The sequence below is a fragment of the Streptomyces sp. NPDC001515 genome, from assembly GCF_053597115.1.
This window is the reverse complement of the sequence record NZ_JBSFHN010000007.1, coordinates 18,056-42,759: the sequence shown is the minus strand read 5'-3', so window position 1 is coordinate 42,759 and position 24,704 is coordinate 18,056. Positions and strand designations below refer to the sequence as shown.

Here is a 24,704-nt window from a genome sequence, read left to right as displayed (position 1 = left end):
CGCCCCGGGGCGGGGGCGAGGCCCGTCCCGGGGCGGGCCCAGCCCCTGACGTTCAGCCCTTGACCGTGAAGCCGGCCCGCAGCAGTGCCGACTCGCGCGACGAGGGCCCGACGAGCAGCTCGAACGCGCCCGGCTCCACGATCCGGCGGCCCTCGGCGTCCACCAGGGTGCACGCGGAGACCGGCAGTTCGAGGTCGACCACACGCGACTCGCCCGGCTCCAGCGCCACCTGGCGGTACGCCTTGAGCTCCTTCTCGGCCCAGGTCACGGAGGTGACGGTGTCGCTCACGTACACCTGCACCGTCTCCAGCGCCGGGCGCCCGCCCGTGTTCGCGACCGTGACGCGCGCCCGCAGCGTGTCGGCCGCGCCCACCACCTCGGTCAGCACCTCCAGATCGGAATACGCCACCGTGGTGTAGCTCAGGCCCTCGCCGAAGACGAACGCCGGGCGCTGCGTCAGATCGGCGTAGCGGGTGCCGTGCTGGCCGCGCACCTGGTTGTAGTACGTCGGCTGCTGGCCGGAGTGGCGGGCGAAGGAGAGCGGCAGCCGGCCGGTCGGCTCCACGAGTCCGAGCGCGAGTTCGGCGACGGCGCGACCGCCGAGCATGCCCGGGTTGAAGGCGTGCACGATCGCCGCCGCGCGGTGCGCGGACGGCGGCAGGACCAGGGGCTTGGAGCTGATGACCACGACGACGAGCGGCGTACCGGTCTCGACCAGCGCGTCCAGCAGCGCGATCTGGCCGCCGATCAGTTCGAGCGTCGCCGTCGAGCGGCCCTCGCCGATCAGCTCGATACGGTCGCCCACCACCGCGACGGCGTAGTCCGCCGCCTCGGCCGCCGCCACGGCCTCCGCGATCATCGCCGCGTCCGGCTCCGCCGGGACGACGATCTCCGGGCGGGGCTGCCCGTCGGGGAAGAACGCGCCCTCCGGGTCCGGACCCACGGTCAGGATGTCGGCGCCCCGGGCGTGCGTCACGGTCCAGCCGTCCGGCACGTGCGCGCGGAACCCGTCCAGCACCGTGCGGATCATCCCGCGCGGCTGGCCCTCGGGCAGCCAGTCCGCCTGGCCGGACGAGCCCGCCCAGTCGCCGAGCTGCGTCTGCGCGTCGTCGGCGTTCGGCCCGATGACGGCGACCGTACGGGGAGCGCTCCCGCCCTCCGCGACGGCGCGCCCGTCCGGACCGGCCGTCAGTCCGCCGGCCAGCGGCAGCGTGCCGTCGTTCGTCAGCAGGACCAGGGAGCGGCGTGCCGCCTCCAGGTTCAGCGCGGCGTGCTCACCGCTGCCGATGACCGCCGCCTGCCGCTCCCGGTCGGGGTAACGCGGGTTCTCGAACAGCCCCAGTTCGAACTTGAGGGTGAGGATGCGCCGGACGGCGGCGTCGATGTCCGCCTCGTCGAGCGCGCCGGCGGCGACGGCCTCCTGCGCCCCCTCGAAGAAGGCGGGCGTCGTCATCACCATGTCGTTGCCGGCCCGGACCGCGGCGGCGGCGGCCTGCGTGTGGTCGGCGTACACCCGCTGCTCCCACACCATGCGGCCGACGTTGTCCCAGTCCGTCACCAGCGTGCCGGTGTAGCCCCACTCACCGCGCAGCACCTCGCCCAGCAGCCAGTCGTTGACCGTGATCGGGACGCCGTCCATCGACTGGTAGCCGAGCATGAAGGTGCGGCAGCCCTCGCGGGCGACCCGCTCGAACGGCGGCAGGAACCAGGAGCGCAGCTTGCGGCGGGAGATGTCCGCCTCGCTGGCGTCCCGGCCGCCCTGGGTCTCCGAGTACCCGGCGAAGTGCTTGGCGCAGGCCAGGATCGCCGTCGGGTCGTCGAGGCCGTCGCCCTGGTAGCCGCGCACCATCGCCGACGCCAGCTCGCCGATCAGGAACGGGTCCTCGCCGAACGTCTCGCTCACCCGGCCCCAGCGCAGATCGCGGGTGATGCACAGCACCGGCGAGAACGTCCAGTGGACCCCGGTCGCCGCGACCTCGACGGCCGTCGCCCGCGCGATGCGCTCCACGAGCGCCGGGTCCCAGCTCGCCGCCATGCCCAGCTGGGTGGGGTAGATGGTGGCGCCCTCCCAGAAGGAGTGGCCGTGGATGCAGTCCTCGGCCACCAGCAGGGGGATCCGCAGCCGGGTGCGCTCGGTGAGGGCGGCCGCCTCCAGGACCCGGTCGGGGGAGGCGTGGAGGATCGATCCCGCGTGCAGGTCCTCGATGAGGTGCCGGACCCCGTCCTTCGCGTTCAGCTGGAGCATCTGACCGACCTTCTCGGGCAGGGTCATCCGGCCGACGAGGTCGGCGACGCGCTCCGGCACGGACAGCGCGGGGTCGAGATACGGCAGGGAGGAGCCCACAGGAGTTCCCTTCAGAGGTCGGCGGGACGGCACGGCGCGGCATCGGCCGCGGGCCCTACCGTACGCTGAATCCCGACCGGGTGGTAAGTATGTGAGGATGCGGCCGGACGCAGACGGCGTCCGACACGACCGGGGAGGCCGGCGAGTGACGGGTGAGGCGCGTCGCGGCTATGCGAAGGGCCGCGCCAAGCGGGTGGAGATCCTGGACCAGGCCATGGCCCTGTTCGGCGAGTCCGGGTACCGGGGAACCTCGCTCCGGGTCATCGCCAACCGCTGCGGGATCTCCCACCCCGGGCTGCTGCACCACTTCCCCACGAAGGGCTCCCTGCTCCTCGCCGTGCTCGAACACCGCGACGAGATCGACGGCACGTGGCTCGCCGACGGGGACCCCCGGGGCGTGGACCGGCTGCGCCGGATGATCGGCCTCGCGGCCCTCAACTCCGAACGCCGCGGCATCGTCGAGCTGTACTCCGTGCTCGCCGCCGAGGCCACGTCCGCCGACCACCCCGCCCACGCCTACTTCGTCGAGCGCTACCGCGACTCCGTCCACGGCACCGGGGTCTCCTACGCAGAGGCCCGCGACGAGGGCGCCCTCCGGGAGGGCATCGACCCCGCCGAGGCCGGTCAACAGCTGATCGCCCTCATGGACGGCCTCCAGACCCAGTGGCTCCTCAGTGACGGCGCGACCGACATGGCGGGGGTGCTGCGCGCGCATGTGCAGGCGCAGTTGACGGTACGGCTCTGAGCTTCGGGGGAGGCGTGGTGAAGCCCCTCCACCGTCGTCGCCCGATGCCCCGTACCCCGGCGGGCGGGTCGGAGTGAGGTATTCCGTTTGAGGAGAGGCGGGTGGGCGGCTCCTCGGCCCTTTACGGCCTTGTCATGTGCCGGTAACTTCCGTGCTGCAAGAGATTGCAGCAACATTCCGATTGCACTTCCAGTCGGAATGCCCCCCTTCGCACGGACCTTGAGGCGCGTCAGGGTTTCCGGCGGGAGGCGCGGTTCCCCGATTCCCGCGCCCCGGACGCCACGGCTTCGTCGTCGCCGTGGCCCTGCCCTGGAGACACCGATGAGACGCACCCCTCACAGGCTGCCGAGACGCCCCCTGGCGGCAGCCACGGCCGCGGTGGCCGTCCTTGCCCTGTTCACCGCCGTGCCCGAGTCGCCGGAGCTCGACGCGCGGACCGTCGCCGCCGCCGAGAACTCCGCGACCGTCTTCTACTACACGAAGACCCGGAACTGGTCCGCGTACAAGCTGCACTACGCCCCCGACGGCGGCTCCTGGACCACGGTCCCCGGTGTGGCGATGGAGGCCGCCTGCACGGACTGGGTCAAGAAGACCGTGCCGCTCGGCGCCGCCGAAGGGCTTCAGGCGACCTTCAACAACGGCTCGGGCGTCTGGGACAACAACAACGGCAAGAACTACGCGCTGGGGACCGGCGTCCTCACCGTCAAGGACGGGGTGGTGGCGCACAGCGACCCGTGCGCGGACGGCACCGGTCCCGACCCGAGCCCCAGTCCCACGGACGACGCCCACACCGCCTCGGTGTACTACTCGACGGCCACGGTCGGCTGGACCACCACGAACCTCCACTACCAGCCGGCCGGCGGCTCCTGGACCGCCGTGCCCGGCGTCGGCATGGAACCGGCCTGCACGGGCTGGGTCAGGAAGACCGTCGACCTCGGCGCCGCGACCTCCATGAAGGCCGCCTTCAACAATGGCAACGGCGTCTGGGACAACAACAACGGCGGCGACTACACCATCCCCGCCGGCCGGAGCACGGTGAAGGACCGCACGGTGGTCAAGGACGCCGCCGACCCCTGCGTCGCCGAACCGCCGGACACCGAGGCGCCCACCGCTCCCACCGCCGTGAGCGCCAAGGCCGACGGCATCGCGGTCGTCCTGACCTGGGAACCGGCCAAGGACAACACGAAGGTGACCGGATACCAGGTCACCCGGACCGGCGGGACGAAGGGCACCGTCGTCACCGACGTCACCTCCACCGTGCTCTCCGAGTCGAACCTGGAGGAGAACACCACCTATACGTACACCGTCAGGGCGGTCGACGCGGCCGGCAACACCTCCGCCGCCTCCGCCCCCGCCACGGCGACCACGGGGCAGAAGCCCCCGGCCGCGGCCCAGGGCAAGCCGCTCGGGGGCGACCCGCGCAAGGACCCGATCTACTTCGTCCTCACCGCCCGCTTCAACGACGGCGACACGAGCAACAACCGCGGCGGCAGCCAGGACGTGAAGTCCGGCAACGCGGCCAACAACGACCCCATGTTCCGCGGCGACTTCAAGGGGCTCGTCAAGAAGCTCGACTACGTCAAGGCGCTCGGCTTCTCGGCCATCTGGATCACCCCGGTCGTCCTCAACCGCTCCGACTACGACTACCACGGCTACCACGGCTACGACTTCTACAAGGTCGATCCCCGGCTGGAGTCCGCCGGGGCCTCGTACCAGGACCTCATCAACGCCGCCCACGCCAAGGGCATCAAGATCTACCAGGACGTCGTCTACAACCACTCCTCGCGCTGGGGCGCCAAGGGCCTCTACACCCCCACCGTCTACGGCGTCCGTGACGCGCAGTGGAGCTGGTACTACGACGAGAAGAACGAGGGCTTCGAGTACGACGGACTGACCGTCGACCCCAAGAGCGGCAAGTCCTACTACAACGGCGACCTGTGGTCCACCGCGGAGCCCACCGGCAACACCTGTCTCAACTGGGGCAAGCCGACCGGCGGCAAGTCCGCCGAGGGCTACACCATCTACAACTGCCAGTGGCCCAACCCGACCTCGGGCATGTTCCCGAAGGCGTACTACCACACCTGCTGGCTCGGCAACTGGGAGGGCGAGGACTCCCGTTCCTGCTGGCTCCACGAGGATCTGGCCGACTTCAACACCGAGTCCGCGCCCGTCCAGAACTACCTGATCGGCGCGTACGACAAGTACATCGACATGGGCGTCGACGGCTTCCGCGTCGACACGGCCGTGCACATCCCGCGCACCACCTGGAACCGCCGCTTCCTGCCCGCGATCCAGGAACGCGTGACCCAGCGGTTCGGCGCCGACGCGGCCCGGGACTTCCTCGTCTTCGGCGAGGTCGGCGCCTTCGTCAACGACAAGTGGAACCGCGGCTCGGTCAACCACTCCGCGCAGTTCTTCACCTGGAAGGAGCGCAAGGAGTACGACGCCGACGACGCCAAGGCCGCCCTCCAGATGTACGACTACGAGGAGCAGCTCGGCACCGGCGCCCAGCCGACGTCCACCAACGCCTTCCTGGACGGCAACAGCTACCACACCCCCGACCACAGCCGGTTCTCCGGCATGAACATCATCGACATGCGCATGCACATGAACTTCGGTGACGCCAACAACGCCTACAACAACGGCAAGGACTCGGACGACTCCACCAACGACGCCACCTACAACGTCGTCTACGTCGACAGCCACGACTACGGCCCCAACAAGAGCGGCGAACGCTACGCGGGCGGCACCGACGCCTGGGCCGAGAACATGGCCCTGATGTGGACCTTCCGCGGCATCCCGACCCTCTACTACGGATCGGAGATCGAGTTCCAGGCCGGCAAGAAGATCGACTGCGGCCCCTCCTGCCCGCTGGCCACCACCGGCCGCGCCTACTACGGCGACCACCTGGCGGGCGAGGTCACGGCCTCCGACTTCTCCAAGGTCGGCTCCGCCACCGGAGAGGTCGCCACGACCCTCTCCAAGCCCCTGGTCAAGCACGTCCAGCGGCTCAACGAGATCCGCCGGGCCGTCCCCGCGCTCCAGATGGGCCAGTACTCCACCGAGGGCATCACCGGCCAGATGGCGTTCAAACGCCGCTACACCAGCGGGACGACCGACAGCTTCGCGCTCGTCACCGTCACCGGCGGCGCCTCCTACACCGGCATCCCCAACGGCACCTACAAGGACGCCGTCACCGGGGACACGCGGGTCGTCACCGACGGAAAGCTCACCGTCGCCGCCCCCGGCAAGGGCAACCTGCGCGTCTACGTACTGAACGGCCCCGGGAAGATCGGGACGGCGGGCCCCTACCTCAAGTAACCCCCCCCACGGCCGAGCGCCCCGGCGGACCGGAACTCTCCGGCCCGCCGGGGCGCTCGCGCGCGACCGCAGCGATTACGCCCCGGCCTCCGCCGCCAGCAGTGCCTCCCGGCCGATCAGCGCGGTGGACCCGGGCGCCGTGCACGCGAAGGCGCCCGCCACCGCGCCCAGCCGCGCCGACCCCAGGGCGTCCCGGCCGTTCAGCCGCCCGTACAGGAAACCGGTGACGAACGCGTCACCCGCCCCGTTGCTGTCCACCACCGGGGCCGGCGGCACCGTCGCCGGCACGTGCACCGGATCGGGCCCGCCCTCCCGGGTGAGGACATAGGACCCCTCCGCCCCCGCCGTGGCCACGACCGTGGAGGCCCGTCCCTCGGCCAGGATCTCCCGCATCACCGCCGCCGTGCGCGCGCCCGTCGCCGCCGCGCTGAAGAACACCAGGTCCGAGCGGAGCGCGAACTCCCGCTGGTGCTCGGCCCGTCCGTCCCAGTCGTGCAGATCCGTGGAGACCGGGATGGACAGTGCCTCGATGTCGTCGTACAGGAACCGCGTGAAGTTCATGATCGACAGATGGACGTGGCGGGCCCGCCGCAGCCGGGGGAGGTAGAACTCCCGGGGCATCCGCAGATCCTCCGGATCGCGGGCGTCGTAGAACGACATCCGCCGCCCCGTCGCGTCCACCAGATTCACCGCCCGCCGGGTCCCGGCCGCCGAGACGAGCGGATGGAACTCCACCCCGCCCCCGGCCAGCCGCTCCCGCACCAGCGCCCCGGTCCAGTCGTCGCCGATGCAGTCGAGCAGGGCCGTGTCCAGCCCCAGCGCGCGGGCGCCGAGCGCCACATTGCCCCCGGTGTGACCCGGCCACTCCTCGATGGGGCCGACCATCACCGAATCGGCGAGCGGGACCGGCAGGGCATCGACGCGGACGATCGTGTCCACCCCGCTGCCGCCGACCACCAAGACGTCGTATTCCGTTTGTTGTTGGACCACCGTGCCGCCTTTCCGTACCCGCCGCCGCCAGTATCGCCGACGGGCGGCACGGTGATCACGCCGCCTCCGGCGCGGGCCGCCGCACGGGGCCCGCCCCGCGAGCCGTCCACCCCGCCCGGCACGCGGGGCCGCCCTCCGCACCGGCCGCGCTCCTCGCGCGCCCCGGAGCCCCGCTGACTATGCTCGCGACCGGGGGCCGACGACCGGAACCGTGGAGGCACCCCATGCTGCCGTTGCCCGAAGCCCGCGACATCCCGCCGCGCATCGCCACCGGAGCGTTCATCGTCAACTCCGGCCTCGGCAAGCTCAAGGCCGACGCGAAGACCGCCCAGGGGCTCCACGGAATGGCCCGCACGGCCTACCCGTTCCTGGAGAAGATCCCCCCGGAGCGCTTCACCCGCCTGCTCGCCTGGTCCGAGATCGCCGTCGGCGGCAGCCTGCTCATGCCCTTCGTGCCGACCCGGCTCGCCGGGCTCGCCCTGACCGGGTTCTCCGGCGGACTGCTGGGCCTGTACCTCCGGGTCCCCGGCATGCGCGAGAGCGGCAGCCTGCGCCCCACCCAGGCCGGCACGGCCCTGGCCAAGGACTCCTGGATGCTCGGCATCGGCCTGGGCTTCCTCGGCGCGGGCGCGCGCCGGCCGGCGGCCCGCCGCTGCCACCGGCACCGCGGCTGCCGGCACCACTGACACCCGCACCGCCGACGCCCGCACCGGACCCCGGTCCGGTGCGCCTCACTCCCGTACGCGCGCCATCAGCAGCGCCACGTCGTCGGGGCCCACCGGATCGCGCAGCGCCGCCAGCAGGCGGTCGCAGGACACCTCCAGCGAGGGGTCGGGGTCGCTCAGCAGCCCCAGCAGCGTCGCCAGCCGGCTGTCGATGTCGTCGTCGCGGGTCTCGACCAGACCGTCCGTGTACAGCACGAGCCGGTCGCCGGGGCCCAGCGCCACCGTCACATCGCTGAACTCCACCCCGCCCACGCCCAGCGGCGCCCCGGCCGGCAGCGTGAGCAGCCGGGGCGGGCCGCCGCGCGGGATCAGCACCGGCGGGAGATGACCGGCCGTGCCCAGCCGGCAGGTGTTCGTCCCCGGGTCGTACACGGCGTAGACACAGGTCGCGAAGCCCGGGTCCAGGTCCGCCGTGATCTCGTCCAGATGACCCAGCACCTCGGCGGGCGGCAGGCTCAGCCGGGACAGCGTCTGCGTGGCGGTGCGCAGCCGTCCCATCGTGGTCGCCGCGTGGATCCCGCTGCCCATCACATCGCCCACCACCAGGGCCGTGCGGTCGTCCCGCAGCCCGATGACGTCGAACCAGTCCCCGCCGACCTCGTACCGCGAGGCGGCGGGCTGGTAGCGGGAGGCGACGTCCATGCCCACCGGATCGTGATGGTGGCGGGGCAGCATGCTGCGCTGGAGGGTCAGCGCGGTCTCCTGCTGCCGGCGGTACAGCCGCGCGTTGTCGATGCTGACCGCCGCCCGCGCGGCCAGTTCCGTGGCCAGCACCTCGTCGTCCTCGCTGAAGGGCAGCGGATTGTCCGTCCGGAGGAAGTCGATCACGCCCAGCACCTCGCCCCGGGCGATCAGCGGTACGGCCAGATAGGAGTGCGCGCCCGCATCCGCCAGCACCCGCGCGGACTGATCGTCGGTGGCGATGCGGGAGAGCAGCGCGGCGTCGAGACGCGGCACCCGCACCGGCCGCCCGGTGCGCACGCACCGGGTGCCCAGCCGTTCCTCGGCGTACCGGACGGTGACCCCGGGCGGATCCGCCGCGTGCACGGCCGGGGTGGGGCGGGCGGAGACGACGGCCAGCGGGCGGACGTAGAGGGGGCCCTCCTCCTCCACGGGGCGGCCCTTCAGCACGCGCTCCAGGACATCGACCGCGGCGAGGTCCGCGAGGACGGGGACGGTGACCTGGGCCAGCTCCCTGGCCGTGCGCTCCAGCTCCAGCGTCGTCCCGATGCGCACCGAGGCGTCCGCGATCAGCGCCAGCCGGCGGCGGGCCCGCTCCGCCTCGGCGGCGGCCCGGTCGCGGTCGGTCACGTCGATCACCGAGACGGCCACGCCGAGGACCCGCCCGCCGGAGTCCTCCAGCCGGTACAGCGACACCGACCAGGCCCGTTCCGTGTCGGGATCGGCCGCCGTCCGGCCCGTCACCTCGCGGGCCACCCGCGGCACCCCCGTCGTCAGGACCTCCCGCAGCTCCGATTCGACGGCCTCGGGGTCCAGGAACGGCAGGGCCTCGTCCACCCGGCGGCCCAGCAGCGCGGTCGCGTCCAGCCCGCTCATCCCCTCCAGCGCGGGATTGGCGGCCAGACACCGCAGATCGCGGCCGAGGACCGCCAGCCCGATCGGCGACTGCTCGACGAGCCGGACGAAGAGCGCGAGATCGCGCTCGATCTGCTGGAGGGTGTCCGCGTCGGCGGCCAGCCCCAGCGCGACATAGCCGCCCCGGTCGTTCTGCAGCCGCATGTTGCGGAACTCCAGCAGCCGCGACGAGCCGTCCTTGTGGCGGACGGGGAAGACTCCCGCCCAGACCTCGCCGCTGTTCATCACCTGCGAGAACAGCGTCAGCACCAGCTCGAAGTGCGTCTCGTCCACCAGGATCCTGGCGGCGTACCGGCCCAGTGCCTCCTGCGCCGTGTAGCCGAACAACTGCTCCGCGCGCGGGCTCCAGAGCACGATGCGGCCCTGCGGATCCAGCGCCAGCGCCGCCACGCCGAGAACGTCCAGCAGACCGTCGTCGGGGGAGCGGCGCAGACCCTCGCGGCGCACCGTGCCCCAGCCCGTCCGGATGTCCTCAGTGCCGCCCACGGCCCGATCCTTCCCATCCCGCCACCCCGCCGCCCGGACACACGTCCGCCTCCCTCCATGGTCGCCCCGAAGCGGTCCGGTCCGCAGCTCCGGGGGAGCCGGTCCGGGCTGTTTCGCACCGGGGGCGGCGCGCGCTGTCCGGAATCCGGGGCTTCCGGAAGCGGCGGGAACCGGAACCGTCACGATCGTTGACAGGTGCACGGGCACCCGTCAGTCTCCTGGGAGAGCGCTCTCCCATCCGGTTCGGGACACCGGTCCCCCACTCCTCTGCCAGGAGAGAATGTGCACAGAGCCAGCACAGCGCTGCCCGCGCGACCGCGTTCGGGCACGCTGCTCATCACCCTTCTCGCCCTTCTGGCGTCGTCGCTCGTGCTGCTGACGTCACCCCCCGCCCACGCCGCCGAGACCCTGCTCTCCCAGGGCAGGCCCGCCACCGACTCGTCCCACGAGGGCGCCGGACTCACCGCCGCGGCCGCGGTGGACGGCGACCCCGGCACCCGCTGGGCCAGCGCGTGGAGCGATCCGCAGTGGATCCAGGTGGACCTGGGCGCCACCGCCGACCTCGCCCGTGTGGTGCTGTCCTGGGAGTCCGCCTACGGCAGGGCGTACGCGATCCAGGCGTCCGACAACGGCTCCGACTGGCGCACCCTGAAGACCGTCACCGACGGCGACGGCGGCACCGACGATCTGGCGGTCACCGGCTCGGGCCGGTACGTCCGGATGTACGGCACCGCCCGCTCCGGCGGATACGGCTACTCCCTCTGGGAATTCCAGGTGTACGGCACCTCCGGCTCCACGCCCCCGGCGACCGGCGGAGCCGTCCGCGTCACCGGTTCGCAGGGCGACTGGCAGCTGACCGTCGACGGAAAGCCGTACCAGGTCAAGGGGTTGACCTGGGGCCCGTCCGTCAACGACGCGGCGCGCTATCTGCCCGATCTGAGGTCGATGGGCGTCAACACCATCCGCACCTGGGGCACCGACGGCACCTCCAAGCCGCTGCTCGACGCGGCGGCGGCCAACGGCATCCGGGTGGTCAGCGGCTTCTGGCTCCAGCCGGGCGGCGGTCCGGGGAGCGGCGGCTGCGTCGACTACGTGACGGACGAGGCGTACAAGTCGTCGTCCCTGACCGAGTTCACCAAATGGGTCGACACGTACAAGAGCCACCCCGGCGTGCTGATGTGGAACGTCGGCAACGAGTCGGTGCTCGGACTGCAGAACTGCTACAGCGGCGACGCGCTGGAGAAGCAGCGCGACGCGTACACGACGTTCGTCAACGACGTGGCGAAGCGGATCCACGCCATCGATCCCGACCACCCCGTCACCTCGACCGACGCCTGGACGGGCGCCTGGCCGTACTACAAGCGCAACGCCCCCGACCTCGACCTCTACTCGGTCAACTCCTACGGGGACATCTGCGCGGTGCGCGGCACCTGGGAGGCCGGCGGCTACACCAAGCCGTATCTGATCACCGAGGGCGGGCCCGCCGGTGAGTGGGAGGTCCCCGACGACGCCAACGGAGTCCCCGACGAGCCCACCGACGTGCAGAAGGCCGAGGGATACACCAAGGCGTGGAACTGCGTCACCGGCCACCGGGGCGTCGCGCTCGGAGCCACCCTCTTCCACTACGGCACCGAACACGACTTCGGCGGCGTCTGGTTCAACCTCGTGCCCGACGGGAAGAAGCGGCTCTCGTACTACGCGCTGAAGAAGGCGTACGGCGGCAGCACCGCCGGGGACAACACCCCGCCGGTCATCACGAACATGACCGTCCAGAACGCGGGAGGCACCCCCGCCGGACGGGAGTTCACCGTCGGCGCCGACATCCGCGACCCGGACAACGACGCGCTGACGTACCGGGTCTATCTCAGCGGCAACTACGCCACCGGCGACAAGGCTCTGGTCGAGGCCGCCTGGCGGCCCACCGGCAACGGCACCTTCGCGGTGACGGCGCCCGAGCGGCTCGGGGTGTGGAAGGTCTACATCCAGGCCGAGGACGGCCACGGCAACGCCGGCATCGAGACCAAGTCCGTCAAGGTCGTGGTCCCGCCCGTCTCCGGCACCGATCTGGCGCGGGGCCGCCCCACCACGGCCACCTCCGAGCAGGCCGGCGGCAGCGGCTGCCCCTGCACGGCGGCGATGGCCACCGACGGGCGGCTCGACACCCGCTGGGCGAGCGACTGGAGCGATCCGCAGTCCCTCCAGGTCGACCTCGGTGAGCGCAGGTCCTTCCGCCACATCCAACTGGTCTGGGACCCGGCCTACGCCAAGGCGTACGAGGTGCTGGTCTCCGACGACGGCGCCAACTGGCGCTCGGTGTACACCACGACGAGCGGCAACGGCGACGCCGACGACCTGGACATCGCCCAGACCGCCCGCTATGTGAAGCTCCATCTCACCCAGCGCGGTACCGCCTGGGGCTACTCGCTCTGGCAGTTCGGAATCTACGCCTGAACGGCGGCGCCGGCGGGGGCTCTTCCCCGCCGGCGCCCTCCCCGCGTGTCGGTGTCCGGACCCGGAGCCGGAAGCGGCCAGGGTGAGGGAATGAATGTCGCAGACCTCCTCACCGAGGGATACAGCCGCATCCGGGAGACCGTGCACGGGGCCGTCGAGGGCCTCGGCCCCGACGACCTCGGCGCCCGCCTCGACGACGGCGCCAACTCGATCGCCTGGCTCGTCTGGCATCTCGCCCGGGTCCAGGACGACCACATCGCCGACGCCGCCGGCACCGAGCAGGTCTGGTTCACCGGCGACTGGGTCTCCCGCTTCCGCCTCCCCTTCGCCCACGACGCCACCGGCTACGGCCAGAGCAGCCACGAGGTCGACGCCCTCGGCTCGGCGTCCGAGGAACTGCTGCTCGGGTACTACGACGCCGTCCACGAACGGACCTCCGAGTTCCTGGAGGAGCTGAACGGCAGGGAGCTGGACCGGATCGTCGACGAGTCCTGGACACCGGCCGTCACCCTGGGCGTGCGGCTGGTCAGCGTCCTGTCGGACGACCTCCAGCACGCCGGCCAGGCGGCCTTCGTCCGGGGCTGTCTGGAACGCCGCCGGTCCGGCTGACCAGGGCCGAAAGCCCGTACGGCGGCGCCGGCCCGCCACCGGCGCGGTGCCCCGGTGCCGCGCGACGGCCCCGGCCCGGCCGGGCCGGGGCGTGCGCCGCCCCCGCAACGCCGAGGACGAGGGCCTCAAGGGTGCCTCGACACACCCCTGTTCGGCGGCGGGAGCCGCACGGTCCGTGGACGTCAGCCGGTACGAAAGGCGGCGTACGCCACCAGGGACAGCAGTTCCGCGAGCGGTTGCGGTGCGAGCGCGGCGCTCTCCAGGCAGGCCCGCGCGCTCTCCACCTGCCGCGCGGCCTCCGCCTCCGCCGCCTTGCGCCCCCCGGCCTCCTCGATCAGCCCGGCAGCCCGCCGGGCGGCCCCGTCGTCCAGCCGGGCCCCGCAGCGCAGCAGCGCGCCGAGCCTCCCGGCGGCGGCGCCGCCGTCCATGAGCGCGACGAGCACGGGGTACGTCTTCTTGCCCCGGCGCAGATCGCTGTGGACCGGTTTGCCCGTGACCGCCGGATCGCCCCAGATCCCGAGCACGTCGTCCACCACCTGGAACGCCACCCCGAGATGGCGCCCCGCCGCCGACAGCGCGTCGGTCCGCGACCGTCCGGCGCCCCCGAGCACCGCGCCGAGACCGGCGGCGCAGCCCAGCAGCGCACCTGTCTTCCGCTCGGCCATCAGCCGGTACTCGTCCGGCCGCACGGCATCGGGCCCGGTCCAGGGCCGCTCCTCGAAGAGCAGGTCGTCGGCCTGGCCGCGCACCAGGTCGTCCAGGGCCGCGGCCAGCAGCCGCACGGCCGCGGGGCCGGCGTCGCCCGGCGCTCGGGCCAGGATGCGCACGGCCAGCGCGAACAGCGCGTCCCCGGCGAGGACGGCCGGCCCCGTCCCGTACGCCTTCCACGCCGTCGCCCGCCGCCGGCGGGTCTCGTCGCCGTCCATGATGTCGTCGTGGAGCAGGGAGAAGGTGTGGATCAGCTCGACGGCGACCGCGCCGACAACCGCGTCCCCGGCGGGCGCGCCCACGGCCTCCGCGCCGAGCACGGCGAGCGCCTGCCGGACTCCCTTGCCCTGCCCGCCGCCGCTCCCGTCCCAGCCGAAGGAGTACGCGGTGATCTCCGCGTGCCACGGATGCAGTTCCCGCACTGCGCGGCGCAGGGACGGCCGGACGAGATCGCGGCAGCGGGCGAGGACCAGGGGCGCGTCGCCGTGGCGGACCGGGGACGGCGTCATCGGCCGGCCTCCGCCGGGGCGGCGCTCTCCCCGGCCGGCCGGACGTCCAGTTCGGCGTAGGCCCGGTCGACCATCTCCCGGGCGTTGAGCAGCCCGATCCGGTCCAGGGTGTCGCGCAGCCGGTCCAGATCGGCGGCGGTCCCGGCGCGGTCCCGGCCGAGCCGGGCGAGGCTCTTGACCAGCCCGAGCCGGGCGAGCGCCGTCCCGCGCGGCTCCCGCATCCCCCGGAACTCCTCCAGTGCCCCCGCGTACATGTCCCGGGCCTCCTCGTACCGCCCGGCGCGGTAGAGGACGTTGCCGCGCATCTTGTGGTTGTAGGCCAGTGCGCTGGACAGGGTCATCTCGCGGCAGACGGCCTCGGCCTCGGTCAGCAGGGCCAGCGCCCGGTCGGTGTCGCCGTCGCGGACGGAGAGGACGTCGGCCATGCCCCGCAGCGCCCAGGCGCGGCCCCGCCGGTCGTCGGCCTCGCCGGCGAGACGCGCCGCCTCCTCGAACATCTCCAGGGCGGTGTCGAAGGAGCCGGTGTTGCGGTGGATCTGGGCGATGCCCTCCAGGGCCCAGACGGTGTGGCGGGCCTCGCCCCTGGCCCGTGCCTCGGCGAGAAGCCGCTCGTGCAGGGCGGCGACCGTCGCGTAGTCGCCCTGGATGCGTCCGGTCTCCGCGAGCCCGGCGAGCGAGTAGCCGCGCGCGACGACGTCCCCGCCCTCCTTGCCGAGCCGGGCGGCCAGTTCCAGCAGCCGGAAGGCGAGGCGCAGCCGCCCGCACTGCCGGGCGAGGGTCCCGCCGCTCCACAGCGCCCACGCGCGGGCGCCCGTGTCGCCGGCCGTGCGCGCGGCCCGGTAGCTGGCCTTCCAGGCCCGGTCCGCCTCGTCCACCTGGCCGAGCCTGCGGTGCGCCTCGGCGACCGCGAGCCCGGCGCGGGCCACCTCCTGTGCGGATCCGGCCCGTTCGGCCTCCGCCAGATGGCGTTGTCCCTCGGCCAGTACGTCGGTGAGCGAGGCGTTCACGGACATCCTGGTCAGGGCGCCCTGGTACTCGGGTGCCCGTGCTCTGCTCTGCATGGGGGGCCTTTCGCGCGCGACCGGGGCAGCGGAGGCCGTACTATGCGCTCCATGTATACACAGAGCGCATAGTGGCATGCGGTTCTGCCCCCGTGCGCTGAAGCGTGGGGTGGACGAAGATGACCGGGCGGGGGTGCCGCCCTGTTGTGGATCAAGACGGCGCACACGCGCCCAGGGTTGCCTCGCTCGGAAACGAAGTCCGGAACGATGTTCGGAACCGACTCCGGAACCGATTTCGGATCGGGTTCCGGATCGGGCTTCGCCCCGCCTGCCGGGGGTCGGGCGGGGCGAACGCCGGGCGTGTCCGGGGCGCCCGGAGGGGGCGAACTCGCCTGCGCGGGTCGGGAGTCGGTGTGCCGGGACGGGCTGCTTCAGCCGCCGGGCGCGGCCAGATGCGCGGTGAACCAGTCGCGGGCCAGTTCGGCGACCCGGTCCAGGGCGCCCGGCTCCTCGAAGAGATGGGTGGCGCCGGGGACGACCTTCAACCGGTTCTCGCAGCGCAGGTGGGCCTGGGCCCGTCGGTTCAGGTCCAGGACCTGGCCGTCGGCGCCGCCCACCACGAGCAGGGTGGGGGCCCGTACGTCCGCGAGGTGGGGCCCCGCGAGGTCGGGGCGTCCGCCCCGGGAGACCACGGCGCCGATCGCGGAACCGGGCGCGGCGGCGGCCCGCAGCGCGGCGGCCGCCCCGGTGCTCGCACCGAAGAGGCCCACGGAGGCGGGGGAGCGGCGCCGGACCCAGGCGACGGTGTCCACCAGCCGGCCGGCCAGGGTCCCGATGTCGAAGACGCGGGCGCGGTCCCCGTCCTCGTCGGGTGTCAGCAGGTCGAGGAGCAGGGTGCCGAGACCCGCCCGGTTCAGGGCCGCCGCGACGGCACGGTTGCGAGGGCTGTGCCGGCTGCTGCCCGAGCCGTGGGCGAACACCACGAGCGCGCGGTCGTCCCCGGCGCGTGTCAGCTCACCGGGGAGTGTGACGCCGCCGGCCTCCACCTCGACCTCGGCGGCGGTCTTCGCCGGGTCCGGGGGCGCCGGGGCCGTGGGCGCTGCCGCCCGTGCCAGCAGGGCCACGACCTCCTCGTCCGGGGTCTGCCCGAAGTCGCGGTACCACTCGCCGACGGCCGCGAACCCGGCCGGTTCCTCCAGGCAGACCAGTTCGTCGACCGCCTCGCGCAGCCGCCGCGCCGCCTCCGGTGCGGCCACCGGAACGGCCAGCACCACGCGCCGGGCGCCCGCGCCGCGTACGACCTCGCAGGCGGCGAGCGCCGTCGCGCCGGTCGCGACGCCGTCGTCCACCACCACGACCGTGCGCCCGGCCAGCGGGATGCGGGGCCGGTCGCCGCGGAACGCCCGTGCGCGGCGCAGCAGTTCGTCCTCCTCGGCCCGCTCGACCGCCGCCGACTGCGCCGGCGTTACGCCGGCCCGGCGCACGATGTCCTCGCTGATCACCCGGATCCCGCCCTCGCCGAGGGCGCCGAAGGCCACTTCCGGCCGGGAGGGGACGCCGAGCTTGCGCACGACGATCACATCGAGGGGGGCGCCGAGCGTCCGGGCGACCTCGAAGGCCACGGGCACGCCGCCGCGCGGCAGCCCCAGCACGACGGGCTCCTCGGCGGCGGCCGGGCGGAGGGCATCGGCGAGGCGCCGTCCCGCGTCTGCGCGGTCGGTGAAGAGCACGGGGCATCACCCCCACGGTCGGGGAGGCGGAGGCCGCCCGGACACCTGCCCTTCGAATGAACCCCACGGTCCGCCGCCCCGCAACCGCCGGCCGCCCCCGGCCCGCCCGTAACCGCACGCGCGGGGGCGCCGGGGCGGGGGATCAGCCCGCCGCGGCCTCCCGGCCGATCTGCTCGAAGCGCTCGCCCATGGCCGCGGCGAGCGCCTGGGCGGCCGACAGCGGGCGGACCATGACCTTCAGCGCGTCGATCTCGCCGGCCTCGTTCATGTGGAGGAAGTCGCAGCCGTTGATCTCGCGGTCGCCCACCCTGGCCACGAACTCCAGCGCGTGGTCGCGGCCGTCGGCGCTCGCCATCTCGCGCACGTAGCGCAGATCCGTGAAGACCTGGGAGACCGCGCGCAGAATCGCCGCCGTGAGCGGGCGGCCCGCGTACGGCGTGAACGCCACCGGGCTCGTGAAGACCACGTCCTCGGCCAGCATCGCCTCGATCGCCCCGAGGTCGTCCGCCTCGGCGGCCCTGCGGAAGGGGTGCATCTGCGCTCCCGTAGTCAATTAATTGAATAGGTGCGCATGAGATTAATCATGTCGCTGATAGCCTGTCCAGATGTCTCTGAAGTACGCGGTCCTGGCGGCGCTGCTGGAGGGCGAGGCCTCGGGCTACGACCTGGCGAAGGTCTTCGACGTCTCCGTGGCGAACTTCTGGTCGGCCACCCCGCAGCAGCTCTACCGCGAACTCGACCGGCTGGCGGAGGACGGGCTCATCGGCGCCCGCGTCGTCGAGCAGGAACGCAGGCCCAACAAGCGGGTCTTCACCCTCACCGGGGCCGGACGCGGCGAGCTGGCCGCCTTCACCTCCCGCGCGCCCCGCCCGACGGCCATCCGCGACGAACTCATGGTCATGACCCAGGCCCTGGACGGCGGGGACCCCGAGGCGGTCCGCGCCTCGATCGCGGAGCGCATGGAGTGGTCGCGCGCCAAACTCGCCCGCTACGACCGGCTGCGGGAGCGGCTGCTGGAGGGCCGCGACGAGGAGGCGTACCTGGCGGGGGCGGACCGTGTCGGCCCCTACCTCACGCTGATGCGCGGGCGCGCCTTCGAACAGGAGAACCTGCGCTGGGGCGAACGCGCCCTGGCGGTCCTGGAGCGCCGCGCGGCCGCGGACGCCGGAGCGGCCCGGGGCTGAGCCCCGGGCCGCCGTTCACCAGCCGATCGCGGCCAGTCCGCTCGCGATCCGCTCCCGGTCCCAGGCCGCGTCCGCGACCACCACCCGGTAGCGCCGGGCCAGCGTGGCGCCCGGTTCCAGCACGAGGGGGTCGTGGAACGCGAAGGAGGGTGCCACCGCGGCGAACGGGTCGTTGCGGACGAACCAGTGCGCGGGATGCTCCCCGCGAGCGCCCGTGTGGTCGTTCTCCGGGGCGTGCGCGAACACCAGCGTCGCGTGCCCGTCCGCCCCGTCGTGCTCGCCCCGGAACGCCAGCCACGGTGCCTGCGCGCCCATCACGGCCGGGCCCTCGCCGTCCGGTGTCAGGACCACCCCGTCCCGGAAGGCGCGCGGACCGCGCCAGAACAGCCCGGTGTACCCCGCCGCGCTCCGGCCCTCCGTGGTCGGACTGCCGAACCGCAGCGGCTCCTCCCGGCGGTTGGTGACCGAGAACGACCAGGTCAGGACCCAGCTCCCGGAGTCCGGGTCGACATCGTGCACCTCGATCCGCCGGGTCTCCTCCGCCCACAGCGCGCCGTCGTGCGGATGCCAGCTCAGCCGCTCCGCGACCGTGACCCGGTCCGCCGCCGCGGTCAGCTCCTCGAAACCCCGGTGCGCCATGGACCCCACCCGCTCGGGCAGCGGCTGATACCCCTCGCCCCGCACATAGGTGTTGCCGCCCCACAGGTTCTGCCCCGACAGCTGCGAGGCGGTCATCTGGAGCCCCTTGTGCCAGCGGTGGTCGTGGGGGCGGTAGCCCGTCACCGTGTGGCCGGCCAGGGTGCGCAGCGGATGGATGTACGGCTTCGGCGCCTCCCAGGCCGCCTCGGGCCGGTACACGTACCGCAGCAGTTCCACCCCCGTGTCCCCGCACGTGACCGCGAGATGGTCGCCGTGCCGGTGCGTCAGCTCCAGCCCGCCCGTCACGCGCCCGCTCCCGCCGTGCCGGGAGCCCAGCCGGGCGCGTTGCCGTGCAGGGCGCTGTAGTACGGGTCACCGGGGCGGATCTCGCCCGCCCGTACGGTCCCCCCGGTGAACGCCGCCTTGTACAGCGCCGCCACCAGCTCCAGGCTGGTCCGGCCGTCGGCGCCGCTGCTGCGCGGACGGCGCCCGGCCCGGAAGTCGGCCAGCAGGCCGCGCAGCTGCGCCTCGTGCGAGCTGGGCACGTCGGCCCCGAAGTCCTGCCAGCGGGCCGCCTCCTCGGGGGAGACCCCGGGGGCCGGCGTGATCCGCCAGTCCGCGTTGCGGTGGCCGTACAGATGCGTCAGCTCGACCGTGGCCCGTTCGCAGTCGATCCGGATCCGGCTGACCTCGTCCGGGCTGAGCACGCTGTTCACGATCGTGGCCAGCGCGCCGTTCTCGAACCGGACCAGCGCCGTGGAGACGTCCTCCGTCTCGATCTCGTGCACCAGCCGTCCCGCCATCGCCCGGATCTCCGTCCACGGGCCGAGGAGGTCCAGCAGCAGATCCATCTGGTGGATGCCGTGGCCCATGGCGGGGCCGCCGCCCTCGGTGTCCCAGCGCCCGCGCCACGGCACCGCGTAGTACGCCTCGTCCCGGTACCAGGTGGTCTGGCAGTGCACGACCAGCGGCCGCCCCAGCGCCCCCTCGGCCAGCAGGGACCGGACATGGCCGGAGCCCGAACCGAACCGGTGCTGGAACACGATCGCCGCGAACGGACCCCCGTCCTCCGCGCCCTCCGCCGCCTCGATGGCGTCGAAGTCCTCCAGTGACGGACACGGCGGCTTCTCGCACCACACCCATGCCCCGGCCCGCAGCGCGGCGATGGTCTGGTCCCGGTGGAAGCGCGGCGGCGTGCCGAGCGTGACCAGGTCCGGGCGCTCGCGCGCCAGCATCGCGTCGAGATCCGTGTACGGCCGGCCGGAACCGGCCTGTGCGCAGAACGACTCCGCGGAGGCGGCGTCGACATCGACCCCGGCGACGATCTCCAGCGGGACGTCATCGGACAGCGCCCGGAGCGCCGGCAGATGACTGACGCGCGCGATGGCCCCGGTCCCGACGATCGCGACCCGGACCGGCCTGCTGGGGGAAGCCTGGCTGGGCGTGACAAACACCTCCACGGTGAAGGGCGCCCACCTGATAGCAAGCGCTTTCTCCCGGGGAAACCTAGGCTCTGGCCGGCTATCCGGTCAAGGTTCCCCCAGGTCGGCGATGCAGGCCCGGCCTGCGGAGGCGGCCACGCGCCGGAACGGAGGCCCTCGCGCCCCGGGTGCGAAAACCCGTTGCCTCCACGCCGGGCCCCGCCCAGCATGAGCGCATGACCTCGGACCTCACCCTGCCGCCGCGCCCCGCCGACTCCCCGGTGGCGAGCGGCCGACAGCAGCGTGACCGCCGTCAAAGGCCCGTGCCGCTCGGCGGATGACGGGCGCCCTGGTCGCGGGGCTGCTCGCCCGACTCGGCATCGCCATGCCGGTCGGAGCGGTCGCGGCCTGTCTCGCCGCGCTCACCATCCGCACGTCGCGGCGCACCGGCGCCTTCGCGGCGCTCGGAGTGGCGACGGCGGACGGGCTGTACGCCCTGGTCGCCGTCGTCGGCGGATCGACGCTCACCCCGTTCATCGGGCCGGTCATGCCGTGCTTCCGCCGGGCCTCGGCCGTGGTGCTGGTCGGGCTCGCGGTCCACGGCGCGGTCACCGCGCTCGGCCACTACCGGGGCGGGCCCGGGGCGGCCCGCGACGACGAAGTGCCGCCGTCGCCGTCGAGGGCGTACGTCACGCTGCTGGCGATCACGCTGATGAACCCGATGACCGTGGTCTACTTCACGGCGCTCGTCCTCGGCAGCGGGACCGTCGCGGCCTCGCCGCCCGCGCACCGGGCGGTCTTCGCCCTCGCGGCCTTCGCCGCGTCGTCCGCCTGGCAGCTGCTCGTGGCCGGCGGCGGGGCGCTGCTGGGGCGGGCGCTCACGGGCCGGCGCGGCCGGCTCGTCACCGCGCTCGGGTCCAGCACGCTGATCACGGTGCTCGCCGTGCGGCTGGTGATGCGGGGGAGTGGACGGGGCGCGGGCGTCCGGCCCGGGGCGGACCGGGCGGGGGCCGTGTGCTGAACTGTCGGGGAACCATCGATCCAGGAGCATCCCGTGAACAGCTACCGCCAGCCCGGCCTCGTCCTCACCGACCGGCACTTCACCGTGCCGCTCGACCACGCCGACCCCGGCGGTGAGCAGATCGAGCTGTACGGCCGCCAGGTGGTGTCGTCCTCCCGGATCTCCGAGGACCTGCCGTGGCTGCTGTACCTGGAGGGCGGGCCCGGCTTCGGTGCCCGCCGGTTCAGTGGCGCGGAGGCGTGGCTGGGGCGGGCGGTGCGGGAGTTCCGCGTCCTCCTGCTGGACCAGCGCGGCACCGGGCGGTCCACACCGGCCAACCGCCAGACGCTTCCGCTGCGCGGCGGCCCCCGGGAGCAGGCCGACTACCTCGCGCACTTCCGGGCCGACAGCATCGTGCGCGACTGCGAGCTGATCCGGCCGCAGCTGACCGGCGGCGCGCCGTGGACCGTCCTCGGCCAGTCCTTCGGCGGCTTCTGCGCGGTCCGCTACCTCTCGTCCGCGCCCGAGGGACTCAGCACCGTCCTGATCACCGGCGGTCTGCCCTCCCTCGACGCCCACGCCGACGACGTCTACCGGGCCGCGTACCCGAGGATCGAGCGCAAGGTCGCCGCCCACTACGCCCGCTACCCCCAGGACGTCGAGCGCGCCCGCGCGATCACCGCGCACCTCGCCGAGCACCGCCCCGAGAGCGCCGGACACCGGCTGACGCCCGAGGGCTTCCAGTCCCTCGGCATCCTGCTCGGCGGCGGCAGCGGCAGCCACCAGCTCCACTACCTGATGGAGAACGCCTTCGTCACCACCCCGCACGGCACCGAGCTGTCCGACGCCTTCCAGGAGGCCGTGCGCACCGCCACCTCGTTCGCCGGGCACCCGCTCTACGCCCTGCTGCACGAGGCCATCTACGGACAGGACGAGCGCCCCACCGGCTGGGCGGCCGAGCGCGTGCGCGCGGAGTTCCCGCAGTTCGACGCGGAGGCGGCGCTCCGGGGCGGGGGACCGGTCCTCTTCACCGGCGAGAGCATCCACCCCTGGCACTTCGACGTCGACCCGGCGCTGCGCCCGCTGCGCGAGACCGCCGACCTGCTCGCCGCCCGTACGGGCTGGGAGCCGCTGTACGACGCCGGGCGCCTGGCCGCCAACGAGGTGCCGGTGGCCGCCGCCGTCTACCACGACGACATGTACGTGGACACGGCCCACGCCCTGCGTACCGCCTCCGCGATCCGGGGGCTGCGCACCTGGGTCACCGACGAGTTCGAGCACGACGGGCTGCGGGCCGGCGGGCCCCGGGTGCTGGACCGGCTCCTGGCGCTGGTCCGCGACGAGATCTGAGCCGGACCGCTCCCCGGGGCGCCGTCCCGGGGAGCGGCACGCCGGCAGGGATCAGCCCTGGAGGGCGAGCAGCGTCGCGTCCAGGTCCCCCGCCGCGCGCGGGGACCGGTTGTGCGGAAGCTTCGACAGGACCGCTGCCATGCCGCAGGTGTTGGTCACGGCGGAGAAGACGAGACCGGAGCCGACCCCGGCCGCCAGCCAGCGCGCCGCCGGAATGCGCACGCCCGCCAGCAGTCCGGCCACCACGAGGGAACCGGCCGCGAGCCGCACCTGGCGCTCCATCGGCCACGTGGCGCGGGCTCCGGCCGGGCGGTGCAGGTCGTGGCCGTCGCCCTCCCACGCCGAGGTGCCCCCGCTCAGCGTGACCGCGTCGATGTCGGCGGCCGAGAGGATGTCGCAGGCGCGCGTGGAGCGCACGCCGGAGGCGCACACCACGAGCAGCGAGCCCCGGGCCGAGGCCGACTTGAGCGCCGGAACGGCCTCGTGGAGCCGGTCGAGCGGGATGTTCAGGGCGCCGGGGACATGCCCCGAGGCGTACTCGCCGGGGGCGCGCACGTCGATCACGGTGAACTCCGCGAGACGGGCGGCGGCCTGGGCGGGGGAGAGGGACACGGGGCTGGGCACGTGTGGTGATTCCTTTCTTCTCCGGTGGGGACGGAGGCGGGGCCCGTCGCGCGGATCACGCCGGGCGCGCGGACCACGGGGTCCGGCCCGATCGGGACGAAAGGCCCTGGGCCGCTTCCGTCCCGCACGGGCTAGAATACCCCTTGGGGTATGAAATGGAGGATGTGTGGAACTCGACATGGCGGCGGCCGAACTCAAATCGGTGCTCAACCGTCTGCGCCGCGCACAGGGCCAGCTCACCGGCATCATCAGGATGATCGAGGAGGGCCGGGACTGCGAGGACGTCATCACGCAGATGGCGGCCGTCTCGCGGGCCCTGGACCGGGCCGGTTTCGCGATCATCGCGACGGGGCTCCAGCAGTGCATGGCCGACGGCGCGGAGCCGGCGGACCAGGACCAGATGCGGACACGGCTGGAGAAGCTCTTCCTCTCGCTGGCCTGAGACGGACCGCGGCACCGGGAGCCGGTGTGCGCGTCACCCGGACCCGGGCGGGCCCGGGCCCTAACCTGCCGTGCATGACCGAGCAGCTGAAGCCCATGCCCGAGGACTGGCGGCGCGCCCTCGCCGTCGTCGCCCACCCCGACGATCTGGAGTACGGCTGCGCGGCGGCCGTCGCCCACTGGACGGACGACGGGCGCGACATCACGTACCTCCTGGCCACGCGCGGCGAGGCCGGCATCGACACCCTCGATCCGGAGCGCTGCGCGCCGCTGCGCGAACAGGAGCAGCGCGCGAGCGCGGCGGTCGTGGGCGTCTCCCGGGTGGAGTTCCTGGACCACCGCGACGGGGTGATCGAATACGGCGTGGCGCTGCGCCGCGACATCGCGGCGGCCGTGCGTCGGCACCGCCCGGAGCTGGTGATCACGCTCAACCACCGCGACACCTGGGGCGGTGTCGCCTGGAACACCCCCGACCACCGCGCGGTCGGCCGCGCCACCCTGGACGCGGCGGCCGACGCCGGGAACCGGTGGATCTTCCCGGAACTGGCCGAGCAGGGGCTCGAACCCTGGGACGGGGTGCGCTGGGTGGCGGTCGCCGGATCCTCGACGCCCACCCACGCCGTGGACGCCACCGACGGCCTGGAGCGGTCCGTGCGCTCACTGCTCGCCCACCGCACCTACATCGAGGTGCTCACCGACGAGGAGCCCGAGGCGTACTGCCGGACCTTCCTCACCGGCGCCGCGCAGGCCGCCGCCGAACGCTTCGGGGGCCGCCCGGCCGTCACCTTCGAACTCTTCGCCCGCTGACCCCGCCCCCGCGGCGCTCTGGC

At 73.5% G+C, this 24,704-nt stretch carries 20 protein-coding genes; 10 read left to right on the top strand and 10 right to left on the bottom strand.

All coding sequences use genetic code 11. From position 1 onward, the window contains the following. Positions 1-52 precede the first annotated feature (52 nt). Positions 53-2,344, bottom strand: a complete 2,292-nt coding sequence (locus tag ACWCXC_RS10105; protein ID WP_450685953.1) for an exo-beta-d-1,3/1,6-glucosidase — start codon at positions 2,342-2,344, stop codon at positions 53-55. A gap of 145 nt (positions 2,345-2,489) precedes the next feature. Here ACWCXC_RS10105 and ACWCXC_RS10100 point away from each other — a divergent pair, with 145 nt between their 5' ends. After that, the gene (locus tag ACWCXC_RS10100) at positions 2,490-3,089 is read left to right on the top strand and encodes a TetR/AcrR family transcriptional regulator (protein ID WP_450685954.1); all 600 of its coding nucleotides are present in this window, start codon (positions 2,490-2,492) and stop codon (positions 3,087-3,089) included. A 321-nt stretch (positions 3,090-3,410) separates the two neighbouring features. Continuing rightward, a complete protein-coding gene (locus ACWCXC_RS10095; RefSeq protein ID WP_450887909.1) occupies positions 3,411-6,410 on the top strand; it encodes a carbohydrate binding domain-containing protein in 3,000 nt (999 codons plus the stop codon). Between the two features lie 75 nt (positions 6,411-6,485). On the opposite strand, the gene ACWCXC_RS10090 is transcribed toward ACWCXC_RS10095, so the two are convergent. Further along, the gene (locus tag ACWCXC_RS10090) at positions 6,486-7,370 is read right to left on the bottom strand and encodes a carbohydrate kinase family protein (protein ID WP_450888157.1); all 885 of its coding nucleotides are present in this window, start codon (positions 7,368-7,370) and stop codon (positions 6,486-6,488) included. Between the two features lie 254 nt (positions 7,371-7,624). Here ACWCXC_RS10090 and ACWCXC_RS10085 point away from each other — a divergent pair, with 254 nt between their 5' ends. Beyond that, on the top strand, positions 7,625-8,086 hold the full coding sequence (locus ACWCXC_RS10085; RefSeq protein WP_450887907.1) for a hypothetical protein: 462 nt from the start codon (positions 7,625-7,627) through the stop codon (positions 8,084-8,086). A gap of 45 nt (positions 8,087-8,131) precedes the next feature. Here ACWCXC_RS10085 and ACWCXC_RS10080 read toward each other — a convergent pair whose 3' ends face one another. Continuing rightward, a complete protein-coding gene (locus ACWCXC_RS10080; protein ID WP_450887905.1) occupies positions 8,132-10,207 on the bottom strand; it encodes a SpoIIE family protein phosphatase in 2,076 nt (691 codons plus the stop codon). A gap of 282 nt (positions 10,208-10,489) precedes the next feature. On the opposite strand from ACWCXC_RS10080, the gene ACWCXC_RS10075 reads away from it, so the two are divergent. Together ACWCXC_RS10075 and ACWCXC_RS10070 are read left to right on the top strand one after the other, a co-directional pair. Continuing rightward, positions 10,490-12,658 carry a discoidin domain-containing protein gene (locus ACWCXC_RS10075; RefSeq protein WP_450887903.1) on the top strand — a complete coding sequence of 723 codons (2,169 nt, stop codon included), beginning with the start codon at positions 10,490-10,492 and terminating at the stop codon, positions 12,656-12,658. Positions 12,659-12,748: 90 nt separating this feature from the next. Beyond that, positions 12,749-13,267, top strand: coding sequence for a mycothiol transferase (locus tag ACWCXC_RS10070; protein WP_450887901.1), 519 nt, complete (start codon positions 12,749-12,751; stop codon positions 13,265-13,267). A 182-nt stretch (positions 13,268-13,449) separates the two neighbouring features. On the opposite strand, the gene ACWCXC_RS10065 is transcribed toward ACWCXC_RS10070, so the two are convergent. From ACWCXC_RS10065 to ACWCXC_RS10050, 4 genes are all read right to left on the bottom strand, one after another. Beyond that, positions 13,450-14,484, bottom strand: coding sequence for a polyprenyl synthetase family protein (locus ACWCXC_RS10065; RefSeq protein WP_450887899.1), 1,035 nt, complete (start codon positions 14,482-14,484; stop codon positions 13,450-13,452). Further along, entirely contained in the window at positions 14,481-15,545 is a 1,065-nt protein-coding gene (locus tag ACWCXC_RS10060) for a tetratricopeptide repeat protein (protein ID WP_450887897.1), read from the bottom strand. Before ACWCXC_RS10060 ends, ACWCXC_RS10065 begins: the two co-directional genes overlap by 4 nt. Before the next feature lie 371 nt (positions 15,546-15,916). Then, a complete protein-coding gene (locus ACWCXC_RS10055; RefSeq protein ID WP_450887895.1) occupies positions 15,917-17,215 on the bottom strand; it encodes a phosphoribosyltransferase family protein in 1,299 nt (432 codons plus the stop codon). Positions 17,216-17,357: 142 nt separating this feature from the next. Continuing rightward, complete coding sequence (locus ACWCXC_RS10050) at positions 17,358-17,750, bottom strand: nuclear transport factor 2 family protein (RefSeq protein ID WP_450887893.1); 393 nt, start codon at positions 17,748-17,750, stop codon at positions 17,358-17,360. Positions 17,751-17,820: 70 nt separating this feature from the next. Between ACWCXC_RS10050 and ACWCXC_RS10045 the strand changes: the two genes are divergently transcribed. After that, the gene (locus ACWCXC_RS10045) at positions 17,821-18,399 is read left to right on the top strand and encodes a PadR family transcriptional regulator (protein ID WP_450887891.1); all 579 of its coding nucleotides are present in this window, start codon (positions 17,821-17,823) and stop codon (positions 18,397-18,399) included. Between the two features lie 15 nt (positions 18,400-18,414). Here ACWCXC_RS10045 and ACWCXC_RS10040 read toward each other — a convergent pair whose 3' ends face one another. Together ACWCXC_RS10040 and ACWCXC_RS10035 are read right to left on the bottom strand one after the other, a co-directional pair. Beyond that, complete coding sequence (locus ACWCXC_RS10040) at positions 18,415-19,344, bottom strand: DUF6807 domain-containing protein (protein WP_450887889.1); 930 nt, start codon at positions 19,342-19,344, stop codon at positions 18,415-18,417. Further along, positions 19,341-20,492, bottom strand: coding sequence for a Gfo/Idh/MocA family protein (locus tag ACWCXC_RS10035; RefSeq protein WP_450888155.1), 1,152 nt, complete (start codon positions 20,490-20,492; stop codon positions 19,341-19,343). Before ACWCXC_RS10035 ends, ACWCXC_RS10040 begins: the two co-directional genes overlap by 4 nt. Before the next feature lie 304 nt (positions 20,493-20,796). On the opposite strand from ACWCXC_RS10035, the gene ACWCXC_RS10030 reads away from it, so the two are divergent. Beyond that, positions 20,797-21,480 (top strand): LysE family transporter, encoded by a 684-nt coding sequence (locus tag ACWCXC_RS10030; protein ID WP_450887887.1) that lies wholly within the window; start codon positions 20,797-20,799, stop codon positions 21,478-21,480. A 33-nt stretch (positions 21,481-21,513) separates the two neighbouring features. Next, positions 21,514-22,809, top strand: coding sequence for an alpha/beta fold hydrolase (locus tag ACWCXC_RS10025; RefSeq protein WP_450887885.1), 1,296 nt, complete (start codon positions 21,514-21,516; stop codon positions 22,807-22,809). Positions 22,810-22,860: 51 nt separating this feature from the next. Here ACWCXC_RS10025 and ACWCXC_RS10020 read toward each other — a convergent pair whose 3' ends face one another. Continuing rightward, positions 22,861-23,433, bottom strand: coding sequence for a rhodanese-like domain-containing protein (locus tag ACWCXC_RS10020; protein WP_450887883.1), 573 nt, complete (start codon positions 23,431-23,433; stop codon positions 22,861-22,863). Positions 23,434-23,599: 166 nt separating this feature from the next. Here ACWCXC_RS10020 and ACWCXC_RS10015 point away from each other — a divergent pair, with 166 nt between their 5' ends. Together ACWCXC_RS10015 and ACWCXC_RS10010 are read left to right on the top strand one after the other, a co-directional pair. Continuing rightward, positions 23,600-23,875: a metal-sensitive transcriptional regulator gene (locus tag ACWCXC_RS10015; RefSeq protein ID WP_383636083.1), complete on the top strand. Its 276-nt coding sequence runs from the start codon at positions 23,600-23,602 to the stop codon at positions 23,873-23,875. A gap of 74 nt (positions 23,876-23,949) precedes the next feature. Next, a complete protein-coding gene (locus ACWCXC_RS10010; protein ID WP_450887881.1) occupies positions 23,950-24,681 on the top strand; it encodes a PIG-L deacetylase family protein in 732 nt (243 codons plus the stop codon). Positions 24,682-24,704: the final 23 nt, after the last annotated feature.